The organism is Streptococcus mitis (assembly GCF_047464945.1).
GTDB lineage: Bacteria > Bacillota > Bacilli > Lactobacillales > Streptococcaceae > Streptococcus > Streptococcus mitis_EA.
Genome location: NZ_JASHAX010000010.1, coordinates 34,515 through 58,003, shown reverse-complemented (window position 1 = coordinate 58,003; position 23,489 = coordinate 34,515). Strand labels below are relative to the sequence as shown.

Sequence of the window (23,489 nt, the reverse complement as noted above, 5' to 3'; positions counted from 1 at the left end):
TAACACCGAAGAAACCAGATGGAACAACATATCCACCAGGAACTAAGGTAGAGATTCCAGGTAAAGATGGTAATCCAATCACAGTCACCATCGGTGAAGACGGTAAAGGTAAAGTACCAAATAGTGAGTTACCAGACGGTAAAGTACCAGGAACAGCTAAGATTACTGAACCAGGTAAAGCAGCTGTAGAAGTTCCAGTAGAAACTCCAGCTAAGGTAACACCAGCAACACCAACAGATACAATTCCAGTTGCACCAGTGACACCTGATACACCAGTCAAACCAGTCAAACCTGACACTAATGGAGGTTCTGGTCAAGATACACCTGCACCAGCTACTCCAATTCCAAATGCAGTTACTCCGAATGCAGATCAGGTAGATACTAAGACTACTGTTGATAATGGAGCTAAGTCAAATGATTCTCAAAATGTATTGCCAAATACAGGAACAGAATCAAATGCTGCTCTTGCATCTCTAGGACTTCTTGGACTATTGAGTGGATTTGGACTTGTAGCTCGCAAGAAAAAAGAAGACTAAAAATTTAGTCAGATGAATATTCATTCTTTTGTGTTTTAACAACGAACTAGATTGATTCTGATAGTTGTGTTATCCATAAAATACAAAGAATGATTAGATAAAGAAAGCGAACAATGCTAGGATTTTGTTAAACGGAATTCTAAGTATTGTTCGCTTTTTGTGGTATAATAATTACTATGCAGAAAAAACCAACGTCAGCCTATGTGCACATCCCGTTTTGTACTCAAATTTGTTATTATTGTGATTTTTCAAAGGTTTTTATTAAGAATCAGCCGGTAGATAGTTATTTGGAGCATTTGCTGGAAGAGTTTCGTTCTTATGACATTCAAAAGTTACGAACCCTTTACATCGGTGGTGGGACACCGACAGCCCTGTCAGCGTCACAACTAGAGGTGTTATTGAAGGGCTTGACTGAAAACTTGGACTTGTCTGTCTTGGAGGAGTTGACCATTGAAGCCAATCCAGGCGACTTGGACTCGGATAAGATTGCTGTTTTGAAGAACTCGGCTGTCAATCGTGTTTCGCTAGGCGTGCAGACCTTTGATGACAAGATGCTGAAAAAGATTGGGCGCAGTCATTTGGAGAAGGATATTTATGAAAATATCGACCGTCTGAAACTGGCTGGTTTTGACAATATCTCCATTGATTTGATTTATGCACTGCCTGGTCAGACCATGGAGCAGGTCAAGGAAAATGTGGCTAAAGCCATTGGGTTGGATATTCCCCATATGAGTCTGTATAGCTTGATTTTGGAAAATCATACGGTTTTTATGAACCGTATGCGACGAGGGAAATTGCCTCTGCCTAAAGAGGAACTGGAAGCGGAGATGTTTGAGTACATCATTGCAGAGCTAGAGCGAGCTGGTTTTGAGCATTATGAGATTTCCAATTTCTCAAAGTCTGGTTTTGAAAGTCGCCACAATCTCATGTACTGGGACAATGCTGAATACTATGGCATTGGTGCTGGGGCATCTGGTTATGTAGATGGAGTGCGCTATAAGAATCATGGTCCCATTCGTCATTATCTCAGTGCAGTTGAGGAAGGCAACGCTCGTATCACAGAAGAGCACCTGAGTCAAAAAGAGCAAATGGAAGAGGAAATGTTCTTGGGCCTCCGCAAGAAATCAGGAGTCTCCATGGTGCGATTTGAGGAAAAATTTGGACGGTCTTTCGATGGACTTTATGGAGAAATCGTCAGAGATTTGGTTCAACAAGGTCTCATGCAAATAGAGGGTGACCGAGTTCGCATGACAAAAAGAGGTCTCTTTTTAGGAGACACCGTAGCAGAACGATTTATTTTGGAGTAGGATGATGGGCTTAACTTATCAGATGAAAATGAAAATTCCTTTTGATATGGCTGATATGAACGGTCATATCAAGCTTCCAGATGTGATTTTACTGTCCCTGCAAGTTTCAGGGATGCAGTCGATTGAACTGGGAGTTAGTGATAAAGCCATTTTGGAGGACTATAATCTGGTCTGGATTATCACAGACTATGATATTGAGGTGGTTCGTTTGCCTCGTTTTGCAGAAGAAATCACTATCGAAACGGAAGCCCTGAGTTACAATCGACTTTTTTGCTACCGTCGCTTTACTATTTATGATGAAGAGGGACGGGAACTCATCCACATGATGGCGACCTTTGTTCTCATGGACCGAGACAGTCGAAAAGTTCATGCAGTAGAACCTGAGATTGTGGCTCCTTACCAGTCTGATTTTGATAAAAAGCTTATCCGCGGGCCAAAGTATGAGTCCTTGGAAGAACCAATCAGCAAGGATTACCATGTCCGTTTTTACGATTTGGATATGAATGGTCATGTCAATAACAGTAAATACTTGGACTGGATTTTTGAGGTTATGGGAGCTGATTTTTTGACCCAATATATTCCCAAGAGAATCAACCTCAAGTATGTCAAGGAAGTTCGACCAGGTGGGGTGATCACATCGGCTGTTGAACGGACTGGACTGAAAAGCAAGCATGAGATTACAAGCGACGGTGCTACCAATGCCCAAGCTATCATCACTTGGCAAGAAATGAAGAAGGATTAGAGAAAAATATGAAATATAAAGGCTATTTAATTGATTTAGACGGAACCATTTATAAGGGGAAAGATCGAATTCCGGCAGGAGAGGCTTTTGTCCATGAATTGCAAAAGCGAGATATCCCCTATCTCTTTGTGACTAACAATACAACCCGCACTCCAGAGAGTGTTCAGGAGATGCTGGCTCAGAATTTTAATATCGATACACCCCTATCGACTGTCTACACAGCGACTTTGGCGACTATCGACTATATGAACGACTTGGGACTGGAAAAGACCGTCTACGTCATCGGAGAAGCAGGTCTCAAGGAAGCTATCAAGGCGGCTGGTTATGTGGAAGATAAGGAAAATCCTGCCTATGTGGTAGTAGGCCTGGACTGGCAAGTAGACTATGAAAAATTTGCCACAGCAACTCTAGCTATTCAAAAGGGTGCCCACTTTATCGGAACCAACCCTGACCTCAACATCCCGACAGAGCGCGGTCTTTTGCCAGGTGCTGGTTCGCTGATTACCCTGCTTGAAGTGGCGACACGAGTGAAGCCAGTTTATATCGGAAAACCAAATGCTATCATTATGGACAAGGCGGTTGAGCATTTAGGTTTGGAACGTGAAGAGTTAATCATGGTCGGGGACAACTATCTGACGGATATCCGAGCAGGGATTGACAATGGCATTCCAACGCTCTTGGTGACGACAGGTTTTACCAAGGCAGAAGAAGTAGCTGGCCTGCCAATCGCACCGACACATGTGGTTTCTAGCCTTGCGGAGTGGGATTTTGATGAAAACTAAACTGACCTTTTGGAGCTCTATGCTCTTTCTCCTCTCCCTCTCAATCCTTCTGACTATTTATCTGGCTTGGATTGTTTATCCGCTGGAAATCAAGTGGTTTAGTTTGACGGATCGAGTTTATCTAAAATCAGAAACCATTCAATACAACTTTCATATTTTGATGAATTATCTGACCAATCCTTTTAGTCAGGTCCTAGAGATGCCAGATTTTCGTTCGTCAGCAGCTGGTCTGCACCACTTTGCAGTGGTCAAGGACCTCTTTCATTTGGTTCAGCTAGTAGCTCTAGTGACACTGCCAAGTTTCTATGTCTTTGTCAATAAGATTGTGAAAAAGGGCTTTTTGTCTCTTTATCGTAAAAGTCTCCTGGCTCTAGTGGTCTTTCCTTTACTGATTGGACTTGGGGGAGTTTTGATTGGTTTTGACCAATTCTTTACTCTTTTCCATCAAATTCTCTTTGTGGGAGATGATACCTGGCTTTTTGACCCAGCCAAGGATCCAGTGATTCTGATTTTACCAGAGACTTTCTTCCTTCATGCCTTCCTCCTCTTTTTTGCCCTCTATGAAAGCTTCTTTGCCTATCTGTGTCTGAAAAGTCGTAGGAAGTGAAAAGAAAGATGTTCTTATTTCACATGTATAAATTAGGTATGTGATTCGAAACTATTGTCAAGAGTGAATTAACTAAATCTACCTTACCTCAATCGTTCGCAAACAGTCTATTTTTCTTGAAAAATAGGCTTTTTTTTCTAAAAATCCCTAGTCAAGCGCTTTATTTTTTTGTATAATAGAATTAGCAAAGTATAGATAAGAAGAGAAAAGCATGATTACACTATTTCTATCACCGAGCTGTACATCATGTCGTAAGGCTAAGGCCTGGTTAGAAAAACATAAGGTTCCCTTTGTGGAACACAATATTATGACCAGTCCTTTAACAAGAAAAGAATTGCAACACATCCTTTCCTTGACCGAAAATGGTACTGATGACATCATTTCAACTCGTTCAAAAATTTTTCAAAAATTGAATATTGATGTAGAGAGTATTTCGGTATCGGAATTGCTTCATTTGATTGAGCAGTATCCTAGTCTTTTACGTCGTCCCATTATTATCGATGCCAAACGTATGCAAATCGGTTTTAATGAAGATGAGATTCGTGCTTTTCTCCCTCGTAGTTACCGTAAGCAAGAACTAAAAGAAGCAAGAATGAGAGCTGGTATTAGTTAATGAACAAACAGTATAGTTACCCACTAGATTTGTCGTGGAGCACTGAAGAACTTGCTTCAGTGCTTTCTTTTTTTAATGATGTTGAAGCTGTCTATGAAGGCATGGTAGAGGCTAAAAAGTTACTGGACTCCTATAAGGGATTCAAAGCGGTTGTGCCAAGCAAGAGCGAAGAGAAACGTTTGGGACGAGAGTTTGAAACAGTGAGTGGTTATTCGCTTTACCGTGCAGTTCAGGCGGCTAAGGAAAAAGGGGAAGGAAAGATTTCTCTTGGAAAGTAAATTTGAATTTGCCAAAGAGCTTGTCAAGAAGGCGGGTCAGTACATTCTTGACCATATGCAGGAAGATTTGTGTGTTGAAACCAAGTCCTCTCCAACAGATTTGGTAACCAGACTGGACAAGGAAGTTCAGGAACTCTTGGTTGGTGAAATTCTATCCCGTTATCCTGAGGATAAGATTTGTGCTGAAGAAGGGTGTCTGCGAGCCTCGGTTCAAGAGGGCAAGGTTTGGGTCATTGATCCCATTGATGGTACCAATAACTTTGTCGCTCAGCAGGAAGATTTTGCTGTTATGATGGCTTATTTTGAAAATGGCCAGGGACAGTTTGGTCTGATTTATGATGTGGTCAAGGGGGATTGTTATCACGGTGGTGGTAAGTTTCCAGTTTGTCTAAATGATAAGCCCCTAGCTTCCTTTAAATCAAAACCACTTGGAGATTTTCTCATTGCAGGGAATAGTGGTATGTTGGAAACCAATGAATGGGGCTTGGCTGATTTGAGTCGAGCGGTCCTCGGTGTTCGTGTCTATGGGAGTGCGGCCATTAGTTTTGCCAAGATTTTGTCAGGGCATTTGTTGACCTATGTCACCTATCTGCAACCATGGGATTATGCCGCAGCTAGTATTTTAGGGGAAAGTCTGGGCTATCGGGTTGTGACCCTATCTGGTGAAGCTCCTGATTTTCAAACCAGACAACCGGTCATGATGCTACCTCTTGAGATGCGGGAGGAAATTCAGTCCTATATTTACGAAAGGAAAAGAACTTAAATGCAATTTCCAGAAGGATTTGTTGAAAAATATGAAGAGATACTAGGAGATGAGGCAAGAGATTTTCTTGCCTCTTTTGAGGAGGAAGCGGTTTCGGCCTTTCGGGTCAATCCTTTAAAAGAAGCGCCAGTTTCCTTTCCTGATGCCATTCCTCAAACTCCTTGGGGACATTATGGGAAGGTTTCAGGGAAATCGCCTGAGCATGCTACTGGTTTAGTTTATTCGCAAGAACCTGCTGCTCAGATGGTTGCTCAGGTAGCCCAGCCCATTCCTGGTATGAAAGTCTTGGATTTGGCTGCTGCACCGGGTGGAAAATCAACTCAGCTAGCAGCCTATCTAGCAGGGGAGGGCCTTCTTGTTTCTAATGAAATTTCAAGCAAACGGGCTAAGATTTTAGTAGAAAACATGGAGCGCTTTGGAGCGACAAATGTTGTGGTGACCAATGAATCTGCTGACCGCTTGGCCAAGGTTTTTAAAGGCTATTTTGACCTAATCGTTCTTGATGCCCCTTGCTCTGGTGAAGGGATGTTCCGTAAGCAACCAGATGCTATGGACTATTGGAACCTTGATTATCCGAGTCAATGTGCTAGCTTGCAAAGAGAAATTCTGGAAGATGCAGTAACCATGCTAGCTGAAGGTGGTCGCTTGGTTTATTCAACCTGTACCTGGGCACCTGAGGAAAACGAAGAGATTGTCAAGTGGTTGCTGGAAGAGTATGATTTTGATTTGTTGCCAGTAGAGCATATCAATGGAATGGTAGATGGAATTGACCTGCCAGAAACGGCTCGGATGTATCCTCATCATTTTAAGGGAGAGGGGCAATTTGTAGCCCATTTGCAATTTAAGGGTGACAATCTAGCACCAAAATGTAAGGCAAGTAAGAGCAATCTCAGCCGAGAACAAGTTGCCTTGTGGCAGGAATTTGCCCAAAAACATTTGAAGGTCAATCTACCGGGTATCTTGCAGACTTTTGGTGACCAACTCTATCTTCTGCCAGAACTTTTGCCAGATTTAGGGAAACTCAAGATTGCTCGGAATGGCCTGCATCTGGGCACTTTTAAGAAAAAACGCTTTGAGCCTAGTTTTGCTCTTGGTCTAGCCTTGAAACCGAGTCAGGTCAAGCAGTCGGTTGAAATTGACCAAGAAGCGTTTGTAAAGTATGTCGCTGGAGAAACCGTTCAGCTGGCGGAAAGTCTGCCAAATGGTTGGTACCAAGTTTTGGTTCAAGGCAATGGGTTGGGCTTTGCTAAGGTGACTGGAAATGTTTTGAAAAATTATTTTCCAAAAGGCCTCAGATTCAAGTGAAAATGCTAGTCAAAGTAGCTTGTCTATGTTATAGTGGAAGTATGGATTTTTTTCAAATTGTCTTTCATTTTAAGTCAAAATTGGTGGGAAAGGTAACTGAGCAAATTTCTAGTAAAACCAAGCTAGCAACTTCAGTCGCCTCCTAATTTTCAAAAGAAAAACATAAATAAATAGTTGAAAAAATTCACAGCATTCACCATTATTTTCAAGGAGAAAAACAGTGAAAAAAAGGAAAAAACTCGCTCTATCCCTTGCAGCTCTTTTGCTGGCAGGTTCTTTGGCGGGATGTGCTAGCTGGATTGATCGTGGAGAATCCATGACAGCTGTTGGCTCAACGGCTCTTCAGCCCTTGGTCGAAGCAGCAGCAGATGAATTTGGCTCTCTGCACGTTGGAAAAACAGTCAACGTCCAAGGTGGAGGATCTGGTACAGGTCTGTCTCAGGTTCAGTCTGGAGCCGTTGATGTAGGAAATTCAGACGTATTTGCCGAGGAAAAAGACGGTATCAACGCATCTGCTCTAGTGGACCATAAGGTTGCTGTAGCGGGCTTGGCAGTGATTGTAAATAAGGAAGTTGACGTTGAAAATCTGACAACTGAACAACTCCGTAGCATCTTCACAGGTCAAGTGACCAACTGGAAAGAAGTTGGTGGGAAAGACCTAGCCATTTCCATTATCAACCGCGCGGCAAGTTCTGGTTCGCGTGCAACCTTTGATAGTGTTATCATGGATGGTCAATCTGCCGTGCAGAGTCAAGAACAGGATTCAAATGGGATGGTTAAAAATATTGTTTCCCAGACACCAGGAGCCATTTCTTACCTAGCCTTTGCCTATGTGGATGACTCGGTGAAACGCATGAAGTTGAATGGCTATGAGCCGATTGCAGAAAATGTTACAAGCAATAACTGGCCTTTATGGTCTTATGAACACATGTACACCCTAGGTCAGCCCAATGAATTGGTGGCAGAATTTCTTAACTTTGTTCTCTCAGATGAAGCGCAAAGTGGAATCGTTAAGGGGATGGGCTATATTTCTGTCAAGGAAATGAAGGTTGAAAAAGATGCTGTAGGAACGGTGACAGCACTAGAAGGGAGTCACTAATGAATCAAGAAGAATTAGCTAAAAAATTACTTTCTCCCTCAAAGAACTCTCGTCTAGAGAAATTAGGAAAAGGCTTGACCTTTGCCTGCCTGTCTTTTATAGTTATCATTGTGGCCATGATTTTAATCTTCGTAGCCCAAAAAGGTTTGTCTACTTTCTTTGTCAATGGGGTTAATCTCTTTGATTTTCTCTTTGGCCAAACTTGGAATCCTTCAGGTAAACAATTTGGTGCCCTTCCTATGATTTTGGGTTCCTTTATTGTGACAATCCTGTCAGCCCTTATCGCAACTCCTTTTGCCATCGGTGCAGCAGTCTTTATGACCGAAGTATCACCAAAAGGTGCTAGAATCTTGCAACCAGCCATTGAATTGCTAGTCGGGATTCCTTCAGTCGTCTATGGATTTATCGGTTTGCAGGTCGTAGTTCCCTTTGTCCGCAGTGTCTTTGGTGGAACTGGTTTTGGGATTTTGTCAGGGATTTTCGTTCTCTTTGTCATGATTTTACCGACGGTAACCTTTATGACAACCGATAGTTTGCGTGCGGTGCCTCGTCACTACCGCGAAGCTAGTTTGGCTATGGGGGCAACTCGTTGGCAAACTATCTGGCGCGTGACTTTGAAGGCAGCGCGTTCAGGGATTTTCACCGCAGTGGTCTTTGGGATGGCGCGTGCCTTTGGTGAGGCCTTAGCCATTCAGATGGTAGTCGGAAACTCAGCAGTTGTCCCAACTTCATTGACAACACCTGCTGCGACCTTGACTTCTGTGTTGACCATGGGTATCGGAAATACCGTTATGGGAACTGTTGACAATAACGTTCTCTGGTCACTGGCCCTAGTCTTGCTCTTGATGAGTTTGGCCTTCAACAGTGTGATTAAATTGATTACGAAAGAAAGAGGAAAGAAAAACTATGCACGCTAAGAAATTAGATAAAATTGCAACAGCTGTCCTCTACTCGATTGCAGGGATTATCGTTGCCATCTTGGCATCCTTGATTCTCTACATCTTGGTTCGTGGTTTGCCCCACATCTCTTGGTCTTTCTTGACTGGCAAATCATCTTCTTACCAAGCAGGTGGAGGGATAGGAATTCAGCTCTATAATTCCTTCTTCCTTTTGGTTATTACCTTGATTATTTCTGTTCCCTTATCTATGGGGGCTGGGATTTTCCTAGCTGAATACGCTAAAAAAGGTCCTGTGACCAATTTTGTCAGAACCTGTATTGAAATCTTATCTTCACTGCCATCAGTGGTTGTAGGTCTCTTTGGTTATTTGATCTTTGTAGTCCAGTTTGAGTATGGATTTTCAATCATTTCAGGTGCCTTGGCCTTGACAGTCTTTAACTTGCCTCAGATGACACGTAATGTTGAGGATAGCTTGAAACACGTTCACCATACGCAGCGTGAAGCTGGTCTGGCACTTGGGATTTCGCGTTGGGAGACAGTGGTCCATGTCGTCATTCCAGAAGCTCTTCCAGGTATTGTCACTGGGGTTGTTTTGGCCTCTGGTCGTATCTTTGGTGAGGCGGCTGCTCTTATCTATACAGCAGGACAATCCGCTCCAGCCCTTGACTGGTCTAACTGGAATATTTTCAGTGTTACTAGCCCAATCTCTATCTTCCGTCAAGCAGAAACCTTGGCTGTCCATATCTGGAAAGTCAATAGTGAAGGAACCATTCCAGATGGAACTATCGTATCAGCAGGTTCTGCGGCCGTCCTCCTCATCTTTATCCTCATCTTTAACTTTGGAGCTCGCAAACTCGGAAGCTACCTACATAAGAAATTAACCGCTGCCTAAAGGAGAAGCCATGTCAAAATATAATTGGGATGAAAAGCATATCATCACCTTTCCTGAAGAGAAAGTGGCCCTCTCTACTAAGGATTTACATGTTTACTACGGTAAAAATGAATCTATCAAGGGCATCGATATGCAATTTGAAAAAAATAAAATTACAGCCTTAATTGGCCCTTCTGGTTCAGGGAAATCAACCTACCTCCGCAGTCTCAACCGTATGAATGATACCATTGATATTGCCAAGGTAACAGGTCAAATTCTCTATCAAGGGATTGATGTCAACCGCCCAGAAATCAACGTCTATGAGATGCGTAAGCACATTGGAATGGTCTTCCAACGCCCAAATCCCTTTGCCAAGTCTATCTACCGCAACATCACTTTTGCCCATGAACGTGCAGGGGTTAAGGACAAGCAAGTCTTGGATGAAATTGTGGAAACCTCTCTTCGTCAGGCTGCTCTTTGGGACCAGGTCAAAGACGATTTGCACAAGTCAGCCTTGACTCTATCTGGTGGTCAGCAGCAACGTCTTTGTATCGCGCGTGCTATCTCTGTTAAACCAGATATTCTCTTGATGGATGAGCCGGCGTCAGCTTTGGATCCGATTGCGACAGCCCAGCTGGAAGAAACCATGTTGGAATTGAAGAAGGACTTTACTATCATCATCGTGACCCACAGTATGCAGCAGGCTGCGCGTGCTAGTGATTACACAGGATTTTTCTACTTGGGTGACTTGATCGAGTACGATAAGACCTCTAATATTTTCCAAAATGCCAAACTACAGTCAACCAATGACTACGTAACAGGACACTTTGGATAGAAAGGAAACAGTATGACAGAAGCGATTTTACAGGTATCAGACCTGTCCGTTTACTACAATCAAAAAAAGGCCTTGAATAGTGTTTCCCTATCTTTCCAACCTAAGGAAATTACAGCCTTGATTGGTCCATCTGGATCAGGGAAATCAACCCTTCTCAAGGCTATCAACCGCATGGGGGATCTCAATCCAGAAGTGACCACAACTGGTTCGGTGGTTTACAACGGCCACAACATCTACAGCCCACGTACAGATACAGTTGAATTGCGGAAGGAAATCGGTATGGTTTTCCAACAACCAAACCCTTTCCCTATGTCTATCTATGAAAATGTTGTTTACGGGCTTCGTATCAATGGAGTGAAGGACAAGCAAGTTCTGGATGAAGCGGTAGAAAAAGCCCTACAACGAGCTTCTATCTGGGATGAGGTTAAGGATCGCCTGCATGATTCAGCTATCGGGCTTTCAGGTGGACAACAACAACGTGTTTGTGTTGCCCGTGTCTTGGCAACCAGTCCTAAAATCATTCTCTTGGATGAACCGACTTCAGCCTTGGACCCTATCTCTGCTGGTAAGATTGAGGAAACCTTGTATGGTCTAAAAGATAAATACACCATGCTCTTGGTTACGCGTTCTATGCAACAAGCCTCTCGTATCTCTGATAAGACAGGATTTTTCCTAGATGGAGATTTGATTGAGTTTAACGATACTAAGAAGATGTTCCTCAACCCACAACACAAGGAAACAGAAGATTATATTTCAGGAAAATTTGGATAAGGAGATAAATGATGTTACGTTCTCAATTTGAAGAAGATTTAGAGAAATTGCACAACCAGTTCTACGCTATGGGACAAGAAGTGCTATCCCAAATCAATCGTACGGTGCGTGCCTTTGTTACGCATGACCGTGATTTGGCCAAGGAAGTCATCGAAGACGATGCAGAAGTAAACGAATACGAAGTGAAATTGGAGAAGAAATCATTTGAAATGATTGCCCTCCAACAACCGGTTTCTCAGGACTTGCGTACTGTTTTGACAGTATTGAAGGCTGTATCTGACTTGGAACGTATGGGTGACCATGCCGTTTCCATTGCCAAAGCGGCAATTCGTATGAAAGGGGAGCAACGCATCCCAGCTGTTGAAGAAGAAATCAAGAGAATGGGCCGCGATGTCAAGAACTTCGTTGAAGCAGCCCTTGAACTCTATCTCAATGGTTCAGTAGACCAGGCCTATGAAGTAGCAGCCATGGATGAAAAAATCAACCATTACTTTGATAGCATTCGTGATTTGGCTACAGAAGAAATCAAGAAAAATCCAGATGCCATCGTTACAGGCCGTGATTACTTCCAAGTGATTGCCTTTTTGGAACGTATTGGAGACTATGCAAAAAATATCTGTGAATGGGTTGTTTACTTTGAAACAGGTAAGATTGTCGAACTATAAAATAGGTTCATTCTGTATAAAAAGGAGCTTGTAATCAACTGGAAGCTCCTTTTCTTGAATGAAAAAAATATTTTTAAGATAAAAATTCAAAAAATACTTGACAAGCATCTTGAATAGCGTTATAATTATACAAAATTAACAGAGAGGTTGTTTATTTATGAAATCAAAAAAATGGATATTTGTTTTATGTAGTTTTCTTGCAAGTTTCTTCTTAGTAGCTTGCCAGTCGGGTTCTAATGGTTCTCAGTCAGCTGTTGAGGCCATTAAGCAAAAGGGGAAATTAGTTGTGGCGACTAGTCCTGACTATGCACCTTTTGAATTCCAATCCTTAGTTGACGGAAAAAACCAGGTAGTCGGTGCGGATATTGATATGGCCCAGGCTATTGCTGATGAACTTGGGGTGAAGTTGGAAATTTCAAGCATGAGTTTTGACAATGTCTTGACCAGTCTTCAAACTGGGAAGGCTGACCTAGCAGTTGCGGGAATTAGCGCTACTGACGAGAGAAAAGAAGTCTTTGATTTTTCAATCCCTTACTATGAAAACAAGATTAGTTTCTTGGTTCGTAAAGCTGATGTAGAAAAATACAAGGATTTAACTAGCCTTGAAAGTGCTAATATTGCGGCTCAAAAAGGGACTGTTCCAGAATCAATGGTCAAGGAACAATTGCCAAAAGCACAGTTGACTTCCCTAACCAATATGGGTGAAGCTGTCAATGAATTGCAGGCTGGAAAAGTAGATGCTGTTCACATGGATGAGCCAGTTGCCCTTAGCTACGCTGCTAAAAATGCGGATCTAGCTGTCGCAACTGTCAGCTTGAAGATGAAGGACGGCGAAGCCAATGCAGTTGCCCTTAGAAAAAATAGTGCTGATTTGAAAGAAGTGGTGGACAAGGTCATCCAAAAACTCAAGGATGAAGGAACTTATCAAAGCTATCTTGAAAAAGCAGCAAGTCTAACAGAAGTTGAAGAATAATACTCAATGAAAATCAAAGAGCAAACTAGGAAGCTAGCCGCAAGCTGTACTTGAGTACGGTAAGGCGACGCTGACGTGGTTTGAATTTGATTTTCGAAGAGTATAAGAAAAAAGCAGAGTTGGAAGTCAGTCCAATTCTGCTTTTAAATAGTTTAAAACCTTTTCCAGATTGTCTAAGGACACCTTGGCAAATTGATAAGGACAGGCATCCAAGTAAGCATCTTCAAAGAAGTCTAATTTCAGTTGACTGTGTTTGAGGCTGGCGATTTTAGGATACTGTCTCAGGTCTAGTAATAAACCATCATGAAGCAGAAAGTGAGGAAGGGGACAAGGTGTTTTAGCTAGTCTTTCCTCGATTTGTTTTTGGTAAGCTTCCTGATTGGATAAGCGAGCTAGCCGATTTTTCTCAAATAATTGACTGTCAATATAGAGTGACAGGGCCTTTTGCATGATGAGGTTGCTGTCGTAGTCTAGGATATTTTTGTAGGCCACAAATGCTTCTTTGATAGCATTTGGCAGAATGAGTGCCGTAATCCGCAGGGCTGGAAAGAGGCTGGTTGAGAAGGACTTGATATAAATGACGCGCTCCTCTGTATCCAGATAGTGGAAGGTCTGGCCCTTTTTAGAGTCCAAATCCCCCAGATAGTCGTCCTCTACGATATAGACCCCATACTTGGCAGCTAAGTCAAGAATAGCCCGTTTGTCCTGCTCAGAATAGGAATGCCCCAGAGGATAGTGAAAACGAGGAATGGTGTAGAAAAACTTAATTTTTCCTGTTTTGAAGTGGCCTTCCAGCTCCTCCAAGTCAATCCCATCAATGCCTCGTTCTATCGTTTGATAGTCTAATCCCTGAGCAATCAAGAGGCGATTCATTCGATGATAGGTCGGCTGTTCCACCAAGATCTCCTTAGCTTGGCTAGGAAAGAATATTTGAGAGAGAATAAATAAGGCTTGCTGGGTTCCAGAAGTCAGTACCAGTTGATCAGCCTTGCAGTAGAGAGCTTGGTCAAAGAGGAGTTTGTGAATAGACTGTCTTAGATCTTCTAAACCTTCTTGGTTTTCATAGTAGTTGAAGAGGTAGTTTTCCCGGCCAATCAAGGTTTCATTGATACAGAGTCGGAAATCGTCATAGGCGCTGGCGTGTTCATCGGTAACCTCGATTTCAAGGTCCTGGTGTTGCCCTTGTTCTAGGACATAGTAACCACTCTGGGGCTTGGCATAGAGGTATTGTTCGTGCCGTAATTCCAACAGGGCTCGTTGGACAGTATCCTTGCTACAGTGAAAGTCAAGGCTCAGTTGACGAATAGAAGGCAGGCGACTTCCCGTCGGAAATCGTCCAGACTCGATACCGTTTTTTAGATAGGAAACGACCTCTTGGTACTTGCTTTGGTTCTTCATTCCAGACCTCCCTTGATTTTGTTACATTGTACCTTTTTTTTTCCTTCTTGGCAATGTCTAGGGTGTTTCTCTCGTTCACATATAAAGCTAAATGTGGTATACTTAGGAGTAACATTTATAGAATAACAGACAAGAAAGTGAATGGATAAGAACGTGCAGGAACCAGTGAAATTATTTCAATACAATACCCTTGGAGCCTTGATGGCTGGCCTTTATGGTGGTACCATGACAGTGGGAGAATTGCTAGAGCATGGTGACCTTGGTTTGGGAACCTTGGATTCTATTGATGGGGAATTGATTGTCTTAGATGGCAAGGCTTATCAGGCCAAAGGCTCAGGAGAGCAACCAGAAATTGTTGAAGTGTCGCCAGATGCCCTTATTCCTTACGCTGCAGTAGTACCGCATCAGGCAGAGGTCATTTTCCGCCAGCGCTTTGAGATGACAGACAAGGAATTGGAAGAACGAATCGAGTCATATTATGACGGGGAAAATCTTTTTCGTTCGATTAAGATTCGCGGGGAATTTTCGCATATGCATGTGCGCATGATTCCCAAGTCGACACCCGATACCAAGTTTGCCGAGGTCGCAACGCATCAGCCTGAATATAGTCGCGACAATGTGGCAGGGACCATCGTTGGTTTCTGGACCCCAGAAATTTTCCATGGGGTTAGTGTGGCAGGCTATCATCTCCACTTCATCTCAGATGACTTGACCTTCGGTGGGCATGTTATGGACTTTGTCATCAAGGAAGGCATTATCGAGGTGGGAGCAGTTGACCAGTTGGACCAACGTTTCCCAGTCCAAGACCGTCAATACTTGTTTGCTAAGTTCAATGTTGACGAGATGAAAAAAGATATTGAAAAGGCAGAATAGGAGAAGAAAATGACCATTCATATTATCATTACCATGGTGCTTTTGCTAGCTTTCTTGATAGGGAGCATTTGGTATGCCAAAAAGAAATACCAGATTAATCTAGCTGTCTTGGGCTTGGGGGCTGTCGCCTTCTTTGTCTCTTCACAGATTTTGGAAAAATTGGTGCATATCTTGGTTTTGCATCCTCAAAAAGACGGTAGTATTGCCCTCTTGCAAGATCATCCGCTTGTCTATATCATCTATGGCCTAGCCATGGCAGCATTTTTTGAGGAAACAGCTCGTCTTGTTTTCTTCAAATGGTTGGAGAAAAAGAGAAGTTTGGAAAAGACAGATGCCTTGGCTTATGGGTTAGGTCATGGTGGCTTGGAGTTGATTTTCCTAGGTCTTACTAGTTTGCTTAATCTCTACTTCGTTCTCTCAGCAGTTCAAACGCAGGATCCACAGGTCATGAAATTACTGTCTGAAAATATGTTGAAGACTATCCAGTCGCTATCAGTCTGGCAGATTTATTTGCTTGGTTTTGAGCGAATCTTGGCCCTAGGTTTCCAATTACTCTTGACTGTTTGGGTTTACCAAGCTGTTCGTCAGAAGAAATGGATTTATCTCCTAGCGGCCTATGGACTACATGCCTTCTTTGACCTGGCACCATCTCTTGTCCAAGTTGGCTGGTTGACCAATCCAGTCTTGGTTGAAGTTGTCCTAGCACTTGAACTTGTTCTGGTTGCCTATGGAACAAAGGATATCTTTTGTAAAAAATCATAATAAAAGGGGGAAACCTCTTTTTCTTATGCAAAATCCAAACAAGGTCTTTTTATGGTCGTCAAATGGTCTTAAAAATGGTATAATGGAATGAATTTTGTAAAAGGAAGAGTGACATGTCTGTAAGAGAAAAAATGCTTGAAATCTTAGAAGGAATTGATATCCGTTTTAAAGAACCCTTGCATAGCTATAGTTATACAAAAGTAGGTGGAGAGGCCGATTATTTGGTCTTTCCACGAAATCGTTTTGAGTTGGCGCGCGTTGTTAAATTTGCCAACCAAGAAAATATTCCTTGGATGGTTCTTGGAAATGCTAGTAACATCATTGTTCGTGATGGTGGGATTCGTGGATTTGTCATCTTGTGTGACAAGCTCAATAATGTTTCCGTTGATGGCTATACCATCGAAGCTGAAGCAGGGGCTAACTTGATTGAAACAACTCGCATTGCCCTTCGTCATAGTTTGACTGGCTTTGAGTTTGCTTGTGGCATTCCAGGGAGCGTCGGTGGAGCAGTTTTCATGAATGCAGGTGCCTATGGTGGTGAGATCGCCCACATCTTGCAGTCTTGTAAGGTCTTGACCAAGGATGGAGAAATCGAGACCCTGTCTGCCAAAGATTTGGCTTTTGGTTACCGCCACTCAGCCATTCAAGAGTCTGGTGCAGTTGTCTTGTCAGCTAAATTTGCCCTAGCCCCAGGAACCCATCAGGTTATCAAGCAGGAAATGGACCGCTTGACGCACCTACGTGAACTCAAGCAACCTTTGGAATACCCATCTTGTGGTTCGGTCTTTAAACGTCCAGTAGGGCATTTTGCAGGTCAATTAATTTCAGAAGCTGGCTTGAAAGGCTATCGTATCGGTGGCGTAGAAGTGTCTGAAAAGCACGCAGGATTTATGATCAATGTCGCAGATGGAACGGCCAAAGACTACGAGGACTTGATTGAGTCTGTGATTGAAAAAGTCAAGGAACACTCAGGTATCACACTTGAGAGAGAAGTCCGTATTTTAGGTGAAAGCAAGTAGGAAGCTGTAGTTGAAAAGCTGCTGCTATGTCATGGAAAGGGGGTGAAAGCCTATCGTTAGTGCAGAAGAATGTAGGCAGTTTAATCTCCTACACGAGGTAGTGGCGGCCTGACAGAGCCCTGATCTGTTAATCTATGAAAAAGAAGGAATAAATGACAATTGAAAAAACCAATTATTGAATTCAAAAACGTCTCTAAAGTTTTTGAAGACAGCAACACCAAGGTTCTCAAAGATATCAATTTTGAGTTGGAAGAAGGGAAATTTTATACCCTTTTAGGCGCATCTGGTTCAGGGAAATCAACCATCCTAAACATCATTGCAGGTTTACTGGATGCGACGACAGGAGATATCATGCTAGACGGTGTCCGCATCAATGATATCCCAACCAACAAGCGAGATGTGCATACGGTCTTCCAATCCTATGCCTTGTTTCCACATATGAATGTGTTTGAAAATGTTGCCTTTCCACTTCGCTTGCGTAAGATCGACAAGAAAGAAATCGAGCAGCGTGTAGCGGAAGTTCTCAAGATGGTTCAGTTGGAAGGTTATGAAAAACGTTCCATCCGCAAACTTTCTGGAGGACAACGTCAGCGTGTTGCTATCGCCCGTGCCATCATCAACCAACCTCGTGTGGTTTTGTTGGATGAGCCCTTGTCAGCGTTGGACTTGAAATTAAGAACAGACATGCAGTACGAACTGCGTGAACTGCAACAACGATTGGGCATTACCTTTGTCTTTGTCACTCACGATCAGGAAGAAGCCCTTGCCATGAGTGACTGGATTTTCGTTATGAATGATGGCGAGATTGTCCAATCAGGAACACCTGTGGACATCTACGATGAGCCGATCAACCACTTTGTTGCCACCTTTATCGGTGAGTCAAATATCTTGCCAGGAACTATGATTGAGGACTACTTGGTTGAATTTAACGGCAAACGCTTCGAAGCGGTCGATGGGGGGATGAAGCCAAATGAACCTGTCGAAGTCGTCATTCGTCCAGAGGACTTGCGTATTACCCTTCCTGAAGAAGGCAAGCTCCAAGTCAAGGTGGATACCCAGCTCTTCCGTGGAGTTCACTATGAGATTATCGCCTATGACGAACTTGGAAATGAATGGATGATCCACTCGACTCGTAAGGCCATCGTGGGTGAGGAAATTGGTCTGGACTTTGAACCAGAAGACATCCACATCATGCGCCTTAACGAAACTGAAGAAGAGTTCGATGCTCGTATCGAAGAATACGTGGAAATTGAAGAGCAAGAAGCAGGTCTGATCAATGCAATCGAGGAGGAAAGAGATGAAGAAAACAAGCTCTAAACTCTTTGTAGTGCCCTACATGCTCTGGATTGCCCTCTTTGTGCTGGCACCCTTGGTCCTGATTTTCGGTCAATCCTTTTTCAACATTGAAGGCCAGTTTAGCTTAGAAAACTATAAATCTTACTTTGCGTCACAAAACTTGACCTACCTTAAAATGAGCTTCAACTCTGTACTCTATGCAGGAATTGTGACCTTTGTGACCTTGCTTATCAGCTATCCAACAGCCCTCTTTTTGACTCGTCTCAAACACCGTCAACTCTGGCTCATGCTGATTATCCTGCCAACTTGGATCAATTTGCTCCTTAAAGCCTATGCCTTTATCGGAATTTTTGGTCAAAATGGCTCTATTAACCAATTCTTGGAATTTATCGGAATTGGTTCACAACAGTTGCTATTTACCGATTTCTCCTTTATTTTTGTCGCAAGCTATATCGAGCTTCCCTTTATGATTTTGCCGATTTTCAATGTATTGGACGATATGGATAACAATCTTATCAATGCAAGTTATGACCTCGGTGCTACCAAGTGGGAGACTTTCCGTCATGTCATCTTTCCTCTATCGATGAACGGTGTGAGAAGTGGAGTTCAGTCGGTCTTTATTCCAAGCTTGAGTCTCTTCATGCTGACCCGTTTGATTGGTGGGAACCGCGTTATCACCTTGGGGACAGCCATTGAGCAGAACTTCCTGACCAATGACAACTACGGTATGGGTTCAACCATCGGTGTGATTCTCATCCTGACCATGTTCATCACCATGTGGGTGACTAAGGAAAGGAGAGAACGATGAAAAAATTTGCCAACCTTTATCTGGGACTGGTCTTTCTTGTCCTCTACTTGCCAATCTTTTACTTGATTGGCTATGCCTTTAATGCAGGCAACGACATGAATAGCTTTACAGGCTTTAGCTTGAGCCATTTTAAAACCATGTTTGGCGACAGTCGTCTCATGTTGATCCTCACCCAAACCTTTTTCTTGGCCTTTCTATCAGCTTTGATTGCGACTGTTATCGGGACTTTCGGTGCTATTTACATCTACCAGTCTCGTAAGAAATACCAAGAAGCCTTTCTATCACTCAATAATATCCTCATGGTTGCGCCCGACGTTATGATTGGTGCCAGTTTCTTGATTCTCTTTACTCAACTCAAGTTTTCACTTGGCTTTTTGACCGTTCTATCTAGTCACGTGGCCTTCTCCATTCCTATCGTAGTCTTGATGGTCTTGCCTCGACTTAAGGAAATGAACGCTGACATGATTCATGCGGCCTATGACTTGGGAGCCAGTCAATTTCAGATGTTCAAGGAAATCATGCTTCCTTACCTGACACCGTCTATCATTGCAGGTTATTTCATGGCCTTCACCTATTCGCTAGATGACTTTGCCGTAACCTTCTTCGTAACGGGAAATGGCTTTTCAACCCTGTCAGTCGAGATTTACTCTCGTGCTCGGAAGGGAATTTCACTAGAAATCAATGCCCTGTCTGCCCTTGTCTTTCTCTTTAGTATTATCCTAGTTGTTGGATATTACTTTATCTCACGTGAGAAGGAGGAGCAAGCATGAAAAAACTCTATTCATTTTTAGCAGGAATTGTAGCCATTATCCTCGTCTTGTGGGGAATTGCGACTCATCTAGACAGTAAAATCAATAGCCGAGATAGTCAAAAACTGGTTATCTACAACTGGGGGGACTATATCGATCCAGAACTCTTGGAGCAATTCACAGAAGAAACAGGAATCCAAGTCCAGTACGAGACCTTTGACTCCAACGAAGCCATGTATACAAAGATTAAGCAGGGTGGAACGACCTACGATATTGCTATCCCAAGTGAATACATGATCAACAAGATGAAGGACGAAGACCTCTTGGTACCGCTTGACTATTCAAAACTTGAAGGTCTTGAAAATATCGGACCAGAGTTCCTCAACCAGTCCTTTGACCCAGGCAATAAATACTCTATTCCTTACTTCTGGGGAACCTTGGGAATTGTCTATAATGAAACCATGGTAGATGAGGCGCCTGAGCATTGGGATGACCTCTGGAAACCAGAGTATAAGAACTCTATCATGCTCTTTGATGGGGCGCGTGAGGTACTGGGACTCGGACTCAATTCCCTTGGCTACAGCCTCAACTCCAAGGATACCCAGCAGTTGGAAGAGACAGTTGATAAGCTCTACAAATTGACTCCAAATATCAAGGCTATTGTGGCGGATGAGATGAAGGGCTATATGATTCAGAACAACGCTGCTATCGGTGTGACCTTCTCTGGTGAAGCCAGCCAAATGTTAGAAAAAAACGAAAATCTACGCTATGTGGTACCAACTGAGGCCAGCAACCTTTGGTTTGACAATATGGTCATTCCAAAAACAGTCAAAAACCAAGATGCAGCCTATGCCTTTATCAACTTTATGTTGAAACCTGAAAATGCTCTCAAAAATGCGGAGTATGTTGGCTATTCAACACCAAACCTACCAGCTAAGGAATTGCTCCCAGAGGAGAAAAAAGAAGATAAGGCCTTCTATCCAGATGCTGAAACCATGAAACACCTAGAAGTTTATGAGAAATTTGACCATAAATGGACAGGAAAATATAGCGACCTCTTCCTACAGTTTAAAATGTATCGGAAGTAGAAGTTAGCAGTTACGAAACGAATCAGTTAAGCTGGTTCGTTTTTTAATAGAAGTCAGTTTTTACAGCCATATCTTTTTCTATTTTAGTTGCTGTGTTTAGTAATATGAAAATTGAGGATAAAAATAGTGATAAGTGAAATAACGGCGCATTTGTTTCAAGATTTTTTTTATTTGTTGAATTCTATCTCCTTCATTAAAATTTTTTAAATTGACTACTAGCTACATACGCTTTTACCTCCTTTTATGCTATAATATTCTCAATAGAATCTTTAATCTTCAAATAAATATTCCTTATGGAATAATTCCGTTTTATACCGTTTAGAATATTTTAGAGGATACAATGTTTAATAATGATTCTTTTGAAGATCGTCTTAAGGAACTGAGAAAAGTCAAGAAGTTGACTCAGATACAAATTTCTGAGATGATTGGTGTATAACAAGGTACTTATTTTCGTTGGGAGAATGGAACTTTAGAGCCTAATTTAGATGCCGTTGTCAAATTAGCAAAATTATTTGATACCACGACAGATTATTTACTAGGAAAAACGATTTATAGTACTCTAGATGGTATTTCTCATCCAATCACTAGAATTGATATGAAGAAGTTAAAAGAGTTTAATAAAACTGAACTTAATGATTTGAAATTTGTGCTTGTTATGAATGGGATAAAAAACATTTCACTGTATTTAACTATATGGATGAGCTAGTTTCTGAATATAATTTAGACAAAGAAGAGCAAGGAATATTGCCGACACTCTTTAAAGAGGTTTATGATTATTTTAATGCAGATTAATGGTTTATAAGATTAAGCCTCAATAGATAGAGAATAGTATATTCTTGTTGAGTGATTCTATTTTATGAAGGTTGTTTGTAGTTGAAGGGGGAAATAGATGGACTCTAAAATTGATACAGCTTGGGACTTGTTTCTGGAGGGAAAAACATCAGAAGCTAAAAAGTTGGTTGAACAAGATTTTTCCATTGATACCTGTACAGATTTTAGCCTATTAAATCTGATGGGGTATTTATTATTGGCAGAAAAAGACTATGCTTCATGTACCCATATCTTTGAGAAATACATTTTATTGGCTCAACAAAATGAAGATAAAGAAAATGAACACATTGGCTTACATCAATTAGCTATGATCTACAGAGATCAGGGGGATTTTCATAAGGCTTTAAAACTTATTGAAGATGAAGAGAAGATAGTTGAAGAGCATTTTCCAAATGATAATCTAAAGAAAGCTGTGAATAATTATGAACAGGGCTATGTGAGATTTAAATTAAACAATCTTGATGAGGCTCTTACATTCATGAATCTGTCATTGGAACAATCTTTAGAGACTGATGATGTAATTTCTCAAGCTTGTAGCTATAGAGGGTTAGGTGAAATCTATTTAGCCTTGGAAGATACGGAATTATCCAACACACATTTCAAACGAGCTATAGAACTTTTCGAAAGTGTTGGAGAATTTGAAGGGATAAAGGAAATTGAGGAATTGATTAATGAATGATTTTACATTTAGATTTTGTTATTAGTTTGCTTTATCTTAAAGAATGTAGATATGCAATTGACAGTCTAGATAATATTAAAGCGAGAGAGTGATATGTTATTTTGGATTTGTTTAATATCAACAATTATATTGGCTAATTTTGTTCTCCTGAAAGAGCAATCAAAGATACAGGAAATTGCTCTGATTCAACGGAGATGATTTCCAGTTGACGCAAGCTTAAAAAAACGTTATAATAAGAAAGTTGAGAATTGATTTTCAGTTGTCTTAGTCCAGAGAAATGGCGGTGCTGCGAGCCATCTAAGCTAGGAAGTCATGCTACTCAATCATACAATTGCATAAGAACAAGAGAATGACAAGTTCATTGAATGAAGGTGGTACCGCGGTTTTTCGCCCTTCGTGATATGAGCTTGTCTTTTGATTTTTTGGAGGTGTTGATGAAAACATTTCTTGTCAAACAAAAGTTTCGTCTTGGAGGCGAACGCTTCGCTATCAAGGATGACAGGGGAGAAATCACCTATCAGGTAGAGGGATCATTTTTTAAGATTCCCAAAACTTTTACCATCTATGATGCGACTGGTGAACAAGTCAGTCAAATCAGTAAAGAAATCTTGACCTTGCTTCCTCGTTTTGAGATTCAGCTTCGGGATGGCTCGAGTTTTGTCATTCGTAAGAAGTTGACCTTCTGGCGAGATAAGTATGAGTTTGATAATTTGGGTCTTCGTATCGAGGGCAATATCTGGGATTTGAATTTCAAATTGCTGGATGATCGCGATCAGATGATTGCGGAAATTAAGAAGGAACTCTTCCATCTGACCTCTACCTATACCGTAACGGTTCTGGAGGACGCTTATGCCGATCTAGTCATTTCCCTCTGTGTCGCGATTGACTATGTGGAAATGCTGGAAAGCCAATCACATTAAACAAGTAAATAAGGAGACAA

At 41.9% G+C, this 23,489-nt stretch carries 26 protein-coding genes and 1 pseudogene; 26 read left to right on the top strand and 1 reads right to left on the bottom strand.

Annotated features, from left to right (window positions below):
• The 16 genes from QM424_RS09120 to QM424_RS09045 all read left to right on the top strand — a co-directional run.
• On the top strand, window positions 1-536 hold a 536-nt coding region (locus QM424_RS09120), incomplete at its 5' end, for an LPXTG cell wall anchor domain-containing protein (protein WP_414394354.1).
• Between the two features lie 176 nt (window positions 537-712).
• The gene (hemW, locus tag QM424_RS09115; RefSeq protein ID WP_414394352.1) at window positions 713-1,843 is read left to right on the top strand and encodes a radical SAM family heme chaperone HemW; all 1,131 of its coding nucleotides are present in this window, start codon (window positions 713-715) and stop codon (window positions 1,841-1,843) included.
• 4 nt (window positions 1,844-1,847) lie between these two features.
• Window positions 1,848-2,585: an acyl-ACP thioesterase domain-containing protein gene (locus QM424_RS09110; RefSeq protein WP_414394350.1), complete on the top strand. Its 738-nt coding sequence runs from the start codon at window positions 1,848-1,850 to the stop codon at window positions 2,583-2,585.
• 8 nt (window positions 2,586-2,593) lie between these two features.
• Complete coding sequence (locus tag QM424_RS09105; RefSeq protein ID WP_414394348.1) at window positions 2,594-3,367, top strand: TIGR01457 family HAD-type hydrolase; 774 nt, start codon at window positions 2,594-2,596, stop codon at window positions 3,365-3,367.
• A complete protein-coding gene (locus tag QM424_RS09100) occupies window positions 3,357-3,974 on the top strand; it encodes a TIGR01906 family membrane protein (RefSeq protein WP_414394346.1) in 618 nt (205 codons plus the stop codon). Before QM424_RS09105 ends, QM424_RS09100 begins: the two co-directional genes overlap by 11 nt.
• Before the next feature lie 211 nt (window positions 3,975-4,185).
• Window positions 4,186-4,587, top strand: coding sequence for a Spx/MgsR family RNA polymerase-binding regulatory protein (locus QM424_RS09095; RefSeq protein WP_000631259.1), 402 nt, complete (start codon window positions 4,186-4,188; stop codon window positions 4,585-4,587).
• Window positions 4,587-4,865 carry a UPF0223 family protein gene (locus tag QM424_RS09090; protein ID WP_414394344.1) on the top strand — a complete coding sequence of 93 codons (279 nt, stop codon included), beginning with the start codon at window positions 4,587-4,589 and terminating at the stop codon, window positions 4,863-4,865. Before QM424_RS09095 ends, QM424_RS09090 begins: the two co-directional genes overlap by 1 nt.
• Window positions 4,855-5,628 carry an inositol monophosphatase family protein gene (locus QM424_RS09085; RefSeq protein ID WP_414394342.1) on the top strand — a complete coding sequence of 258 codons (774 nt, stop codon included), beginning with the start codon at window positions 4,855-4,857 and terminating at the stop codon, window positions 5,626-5,628. The genes QM424_RS09090 and QM424_RS09085 overlap by 11 nt, the downstream gene beginning before the upstream one ends.
• The gene (locus tag QM424_RS09080) at window positions 5,629-6,933 is read left to right on the top strand and encodes an RsmF rRNA methyltransferase first C-terminal domain-containing protein (protein WP_414394340.1); all 1,305 of its coding nucleotides are present in this window, start codon (window positions 5,629-5,631) and stop codon (window positions 6,931-6,933) included.
• 220 nt (window positions 6,934-7,153) lie between these two features.
• A complete protein-coding gene (locus tag QM424_RS09075) occupies window positions 7,154-8,032 on the top strand; it encodes a phosphate ABC transporter substrate-binding protein PstS family protein (RefSeq protein ID WP_000746323.1) in 879 nt (292 codons plus the stop codon).
• Window positions 8,032-8,949, top strand: coding sequence for a phosphate ABC transporter permease subunit PstC (gene pstC, locus QM424_RS09070; RefSeq protein WP_414394338.1), 918 nt, complete (start codon window positions 8,032-8,034; stop codon window positions 8,947-8,949). The genes QM424_RS09075 and pstC overlap by 1 nt, the downstream gene beginning before the upstream one ends.
• On the top strand, window positions 8,939-9,823 hold the full coding sequence (pstA, locus tag QM424_RS09065) for a phosphate ABC transporter permease PstA (RefSeq protein ID WP_414394336.1): 885 nt from the start codon (window positions 8,939-8,941) through the stop codon (window positions 9,821-9,823). The genes pstC and pstA overlap by 11 nt, the downstream gene beginning before the upstream one ends.
• A gap of 10 nt (window positions 9,824-9,833) precedes the next feature.
• Window positions 9,834-10,637 carry a phosphate ABC transporter ATP-binding protein PstB gene (gene pstB, locus QM424_RS09060; RefSeq protein ID WP_000049848.1) on the top strand — a complete coding sequence of 268 codons (804 nt, stop codon included), beginning with the start codon at window positions 9,834-9,836 and terminating at the stop codon, window positions 10,635-10,637.
• A 12-nt stretch (window positions 10,638-10,649) separates the two neighbouring features.
• On the top strand, window positions 10,650-11,408 hold the full coding sequence (gene pstB, locus QM424_RS09055) for a phosphate ABC transporter ATP-binding protein PstB (protein WP_000133484.1): 759 nt from the start codon (window positions 10,650-10,652) through the stop codon (window positions 11,406-11,408).
• 11 nt (window positions 11,409-11,419) lie between these two features.
• A complete protein-coding gene (gene phoU / locus QM424_RS09050) occupies window positions 11,420-12,073 on the top strand; it encodes a phosphate signaling complex protein PhoU (RefSeq protein ID WP_000946458.1) in 654 nt (217 codons plus the stop codon).
• Window positions 12,074-12,230: 157 nt separating this feature from the next.
• Window positions 12,231-13,046, top strand: coding sequence for an ABC transporter substrate-binding protein (locus QM424_RS09045; RefSeq protein ID WP_023942905.1), 816 nt, complete (start codon window positions 12,231-12,233; stop codon window positions 13,044-13,046).
• Between the two features lie 126 nt (window positions 13,047-13,172).
• On the opposite strand, the gene QM424_RS09040 is transcribed toward QM424_RS09045, so the two are convergent.
• Complete coding sequence (locus QM424_RS09040; protein ID WP_261275841.1) at window positions 13,173-14,444, bottom strand: aminotransferase-like domain-containing protein; 1,272 nt, start codon at window positions 14,442-14,444, stop codon at window positions 13,173-13,175.
• A gap of 141 nt (window positions 14,445-14,585) precedes the next feature.
• Between QM424_RS09040 and budA the strand changes: the two genes are divergently transcribed.
• The 10 genes and pseudogenes from budA to QM424_RS08990 all read left to right on the top strand — a co-directional run bounded on the left by budA (window position 14,586) and on the right by QM424_RS08990 (window position 23,469).
• Window positions 14,586-15,317: an acetolactate decarboxylase gene (gene budA, locus QM424_RS09035; RefSeq protein ID WP_000360314.1), complete on the top strand. Its 732-nt coding sequence runs from the start codon at window positions 14,586-14,588 to the stop codon at window positions 15,315-15,317.
• A 9-nt stretch (window positions 15,318-15,326) separates the two neighbouring features.
• The gene (locus QM424_RS09030; RefSeq protein WP_414394333.1) at window positions 15,327-16,079 is read left to right on the top strand and encodes a YhfC family intramembrane metalloprotease; all 753 of its coding nucleotides are present in this window, start codon (window positions 15,327-15,329) and stop codon (window positions 16,077-16,079) included.
• Between the two features lie 113 nt (window positions 16,080-16,192).
• Window positions 16,193-17,098 (top strand): UDP-N-acetylmuramate dehydrogenase, encoded by a 906-nt coding sequence (murB, locus tag QM424_RS09025; protein WP_000116175.1) that lies wholly within the window; start codon window positions 16,193-16,195, stop codon window positions 17,096-17,098.
• A gap of 159 nt (window positions 17,099-17,257) precedes the next feature.
• A complete protein-coding gene (locus QM424_RS09020) occupies window positions 17,258-18,415 on the top strand; it encodes an ABC transporter ATP-binding protein (RefSeq protein ID WP_000742913.1) in 1,158 nt (385 codons plus the stop codon).
• Window positions 18,396-19,202: an ABC transporter permease gene (locus QM424_RS09015; protein ID WP_000753801.1), complete on the top strand. Its 807-nt coding sequence runs from the start codon at window positions 18,396-18,398 to the stop codon at window positions 19,200-19,202. The genes QM424_RS09020 and QM424_RS09015 overlap by 20 nt, the downstream gene beginning before the upstream one ends.
• On the top strand, window positions 19,199-19,972 hold the full coding sequence (locus tag QM424_RS09010; RefSeq protein WP_414394331.1) for an ABC transporter permease: 774 nt from the start codon (window positions 19,199-19,201) through the stop codon (window positions 19,970-19,972). Before QM424_RS09015 ends, QM424_RS09010 begins: the two co-directional genes overlap by 4 nt.
• A complete protein-coding gene (locus tag QM424_RS09005; protein WP_261023147.1) occupies window positions 19,969-21,039 on the top strand; it encodes an ABC transporter substrate-binding protein in 1,071 nt (356 codons plus the stop codon). The genes QM424_RS09010 and QM424_RS09005 overlap by 4 nt, the downstream gene beginning before the upstream one ends.
• Window positions 21,040-21,520: 481 nt before the next feature.
• A pseudogene (locus QM424_RS09880) lies at window positions 21,521-21,745 on the top strand (hypothetical protein); the annotation flags it as partial.
• A gap of 183 nt (window positions 21,746-21,928) precedes the next feature.
• Complete coding sequence (locus QM424_RS08995) at window positions 21,929-22,549, top strand: tetratricopeptide repeat protein (RefSeq protein ID WP_049531454.1); 621 nt, start codon at window positions 21,929-21,931, stop codon at window positions 22,547-22,549.
• A 434-nt stretch (window positions 22,550-22,983) separates the two neighbouring features.
• Window positions 22,984-23,469, top strand: a complete 486-nt coding sequence (locus QM424_RS08990; RefSeq protein ID WP_414394328.1) for an LURP-one-related/scramblase family protein — start codon at window positions 22,984-22,986, stop codon at window positions 23,467-23,469.
• Window positions 23,470-23,489 lie beyond the last annotated feature (20 nt).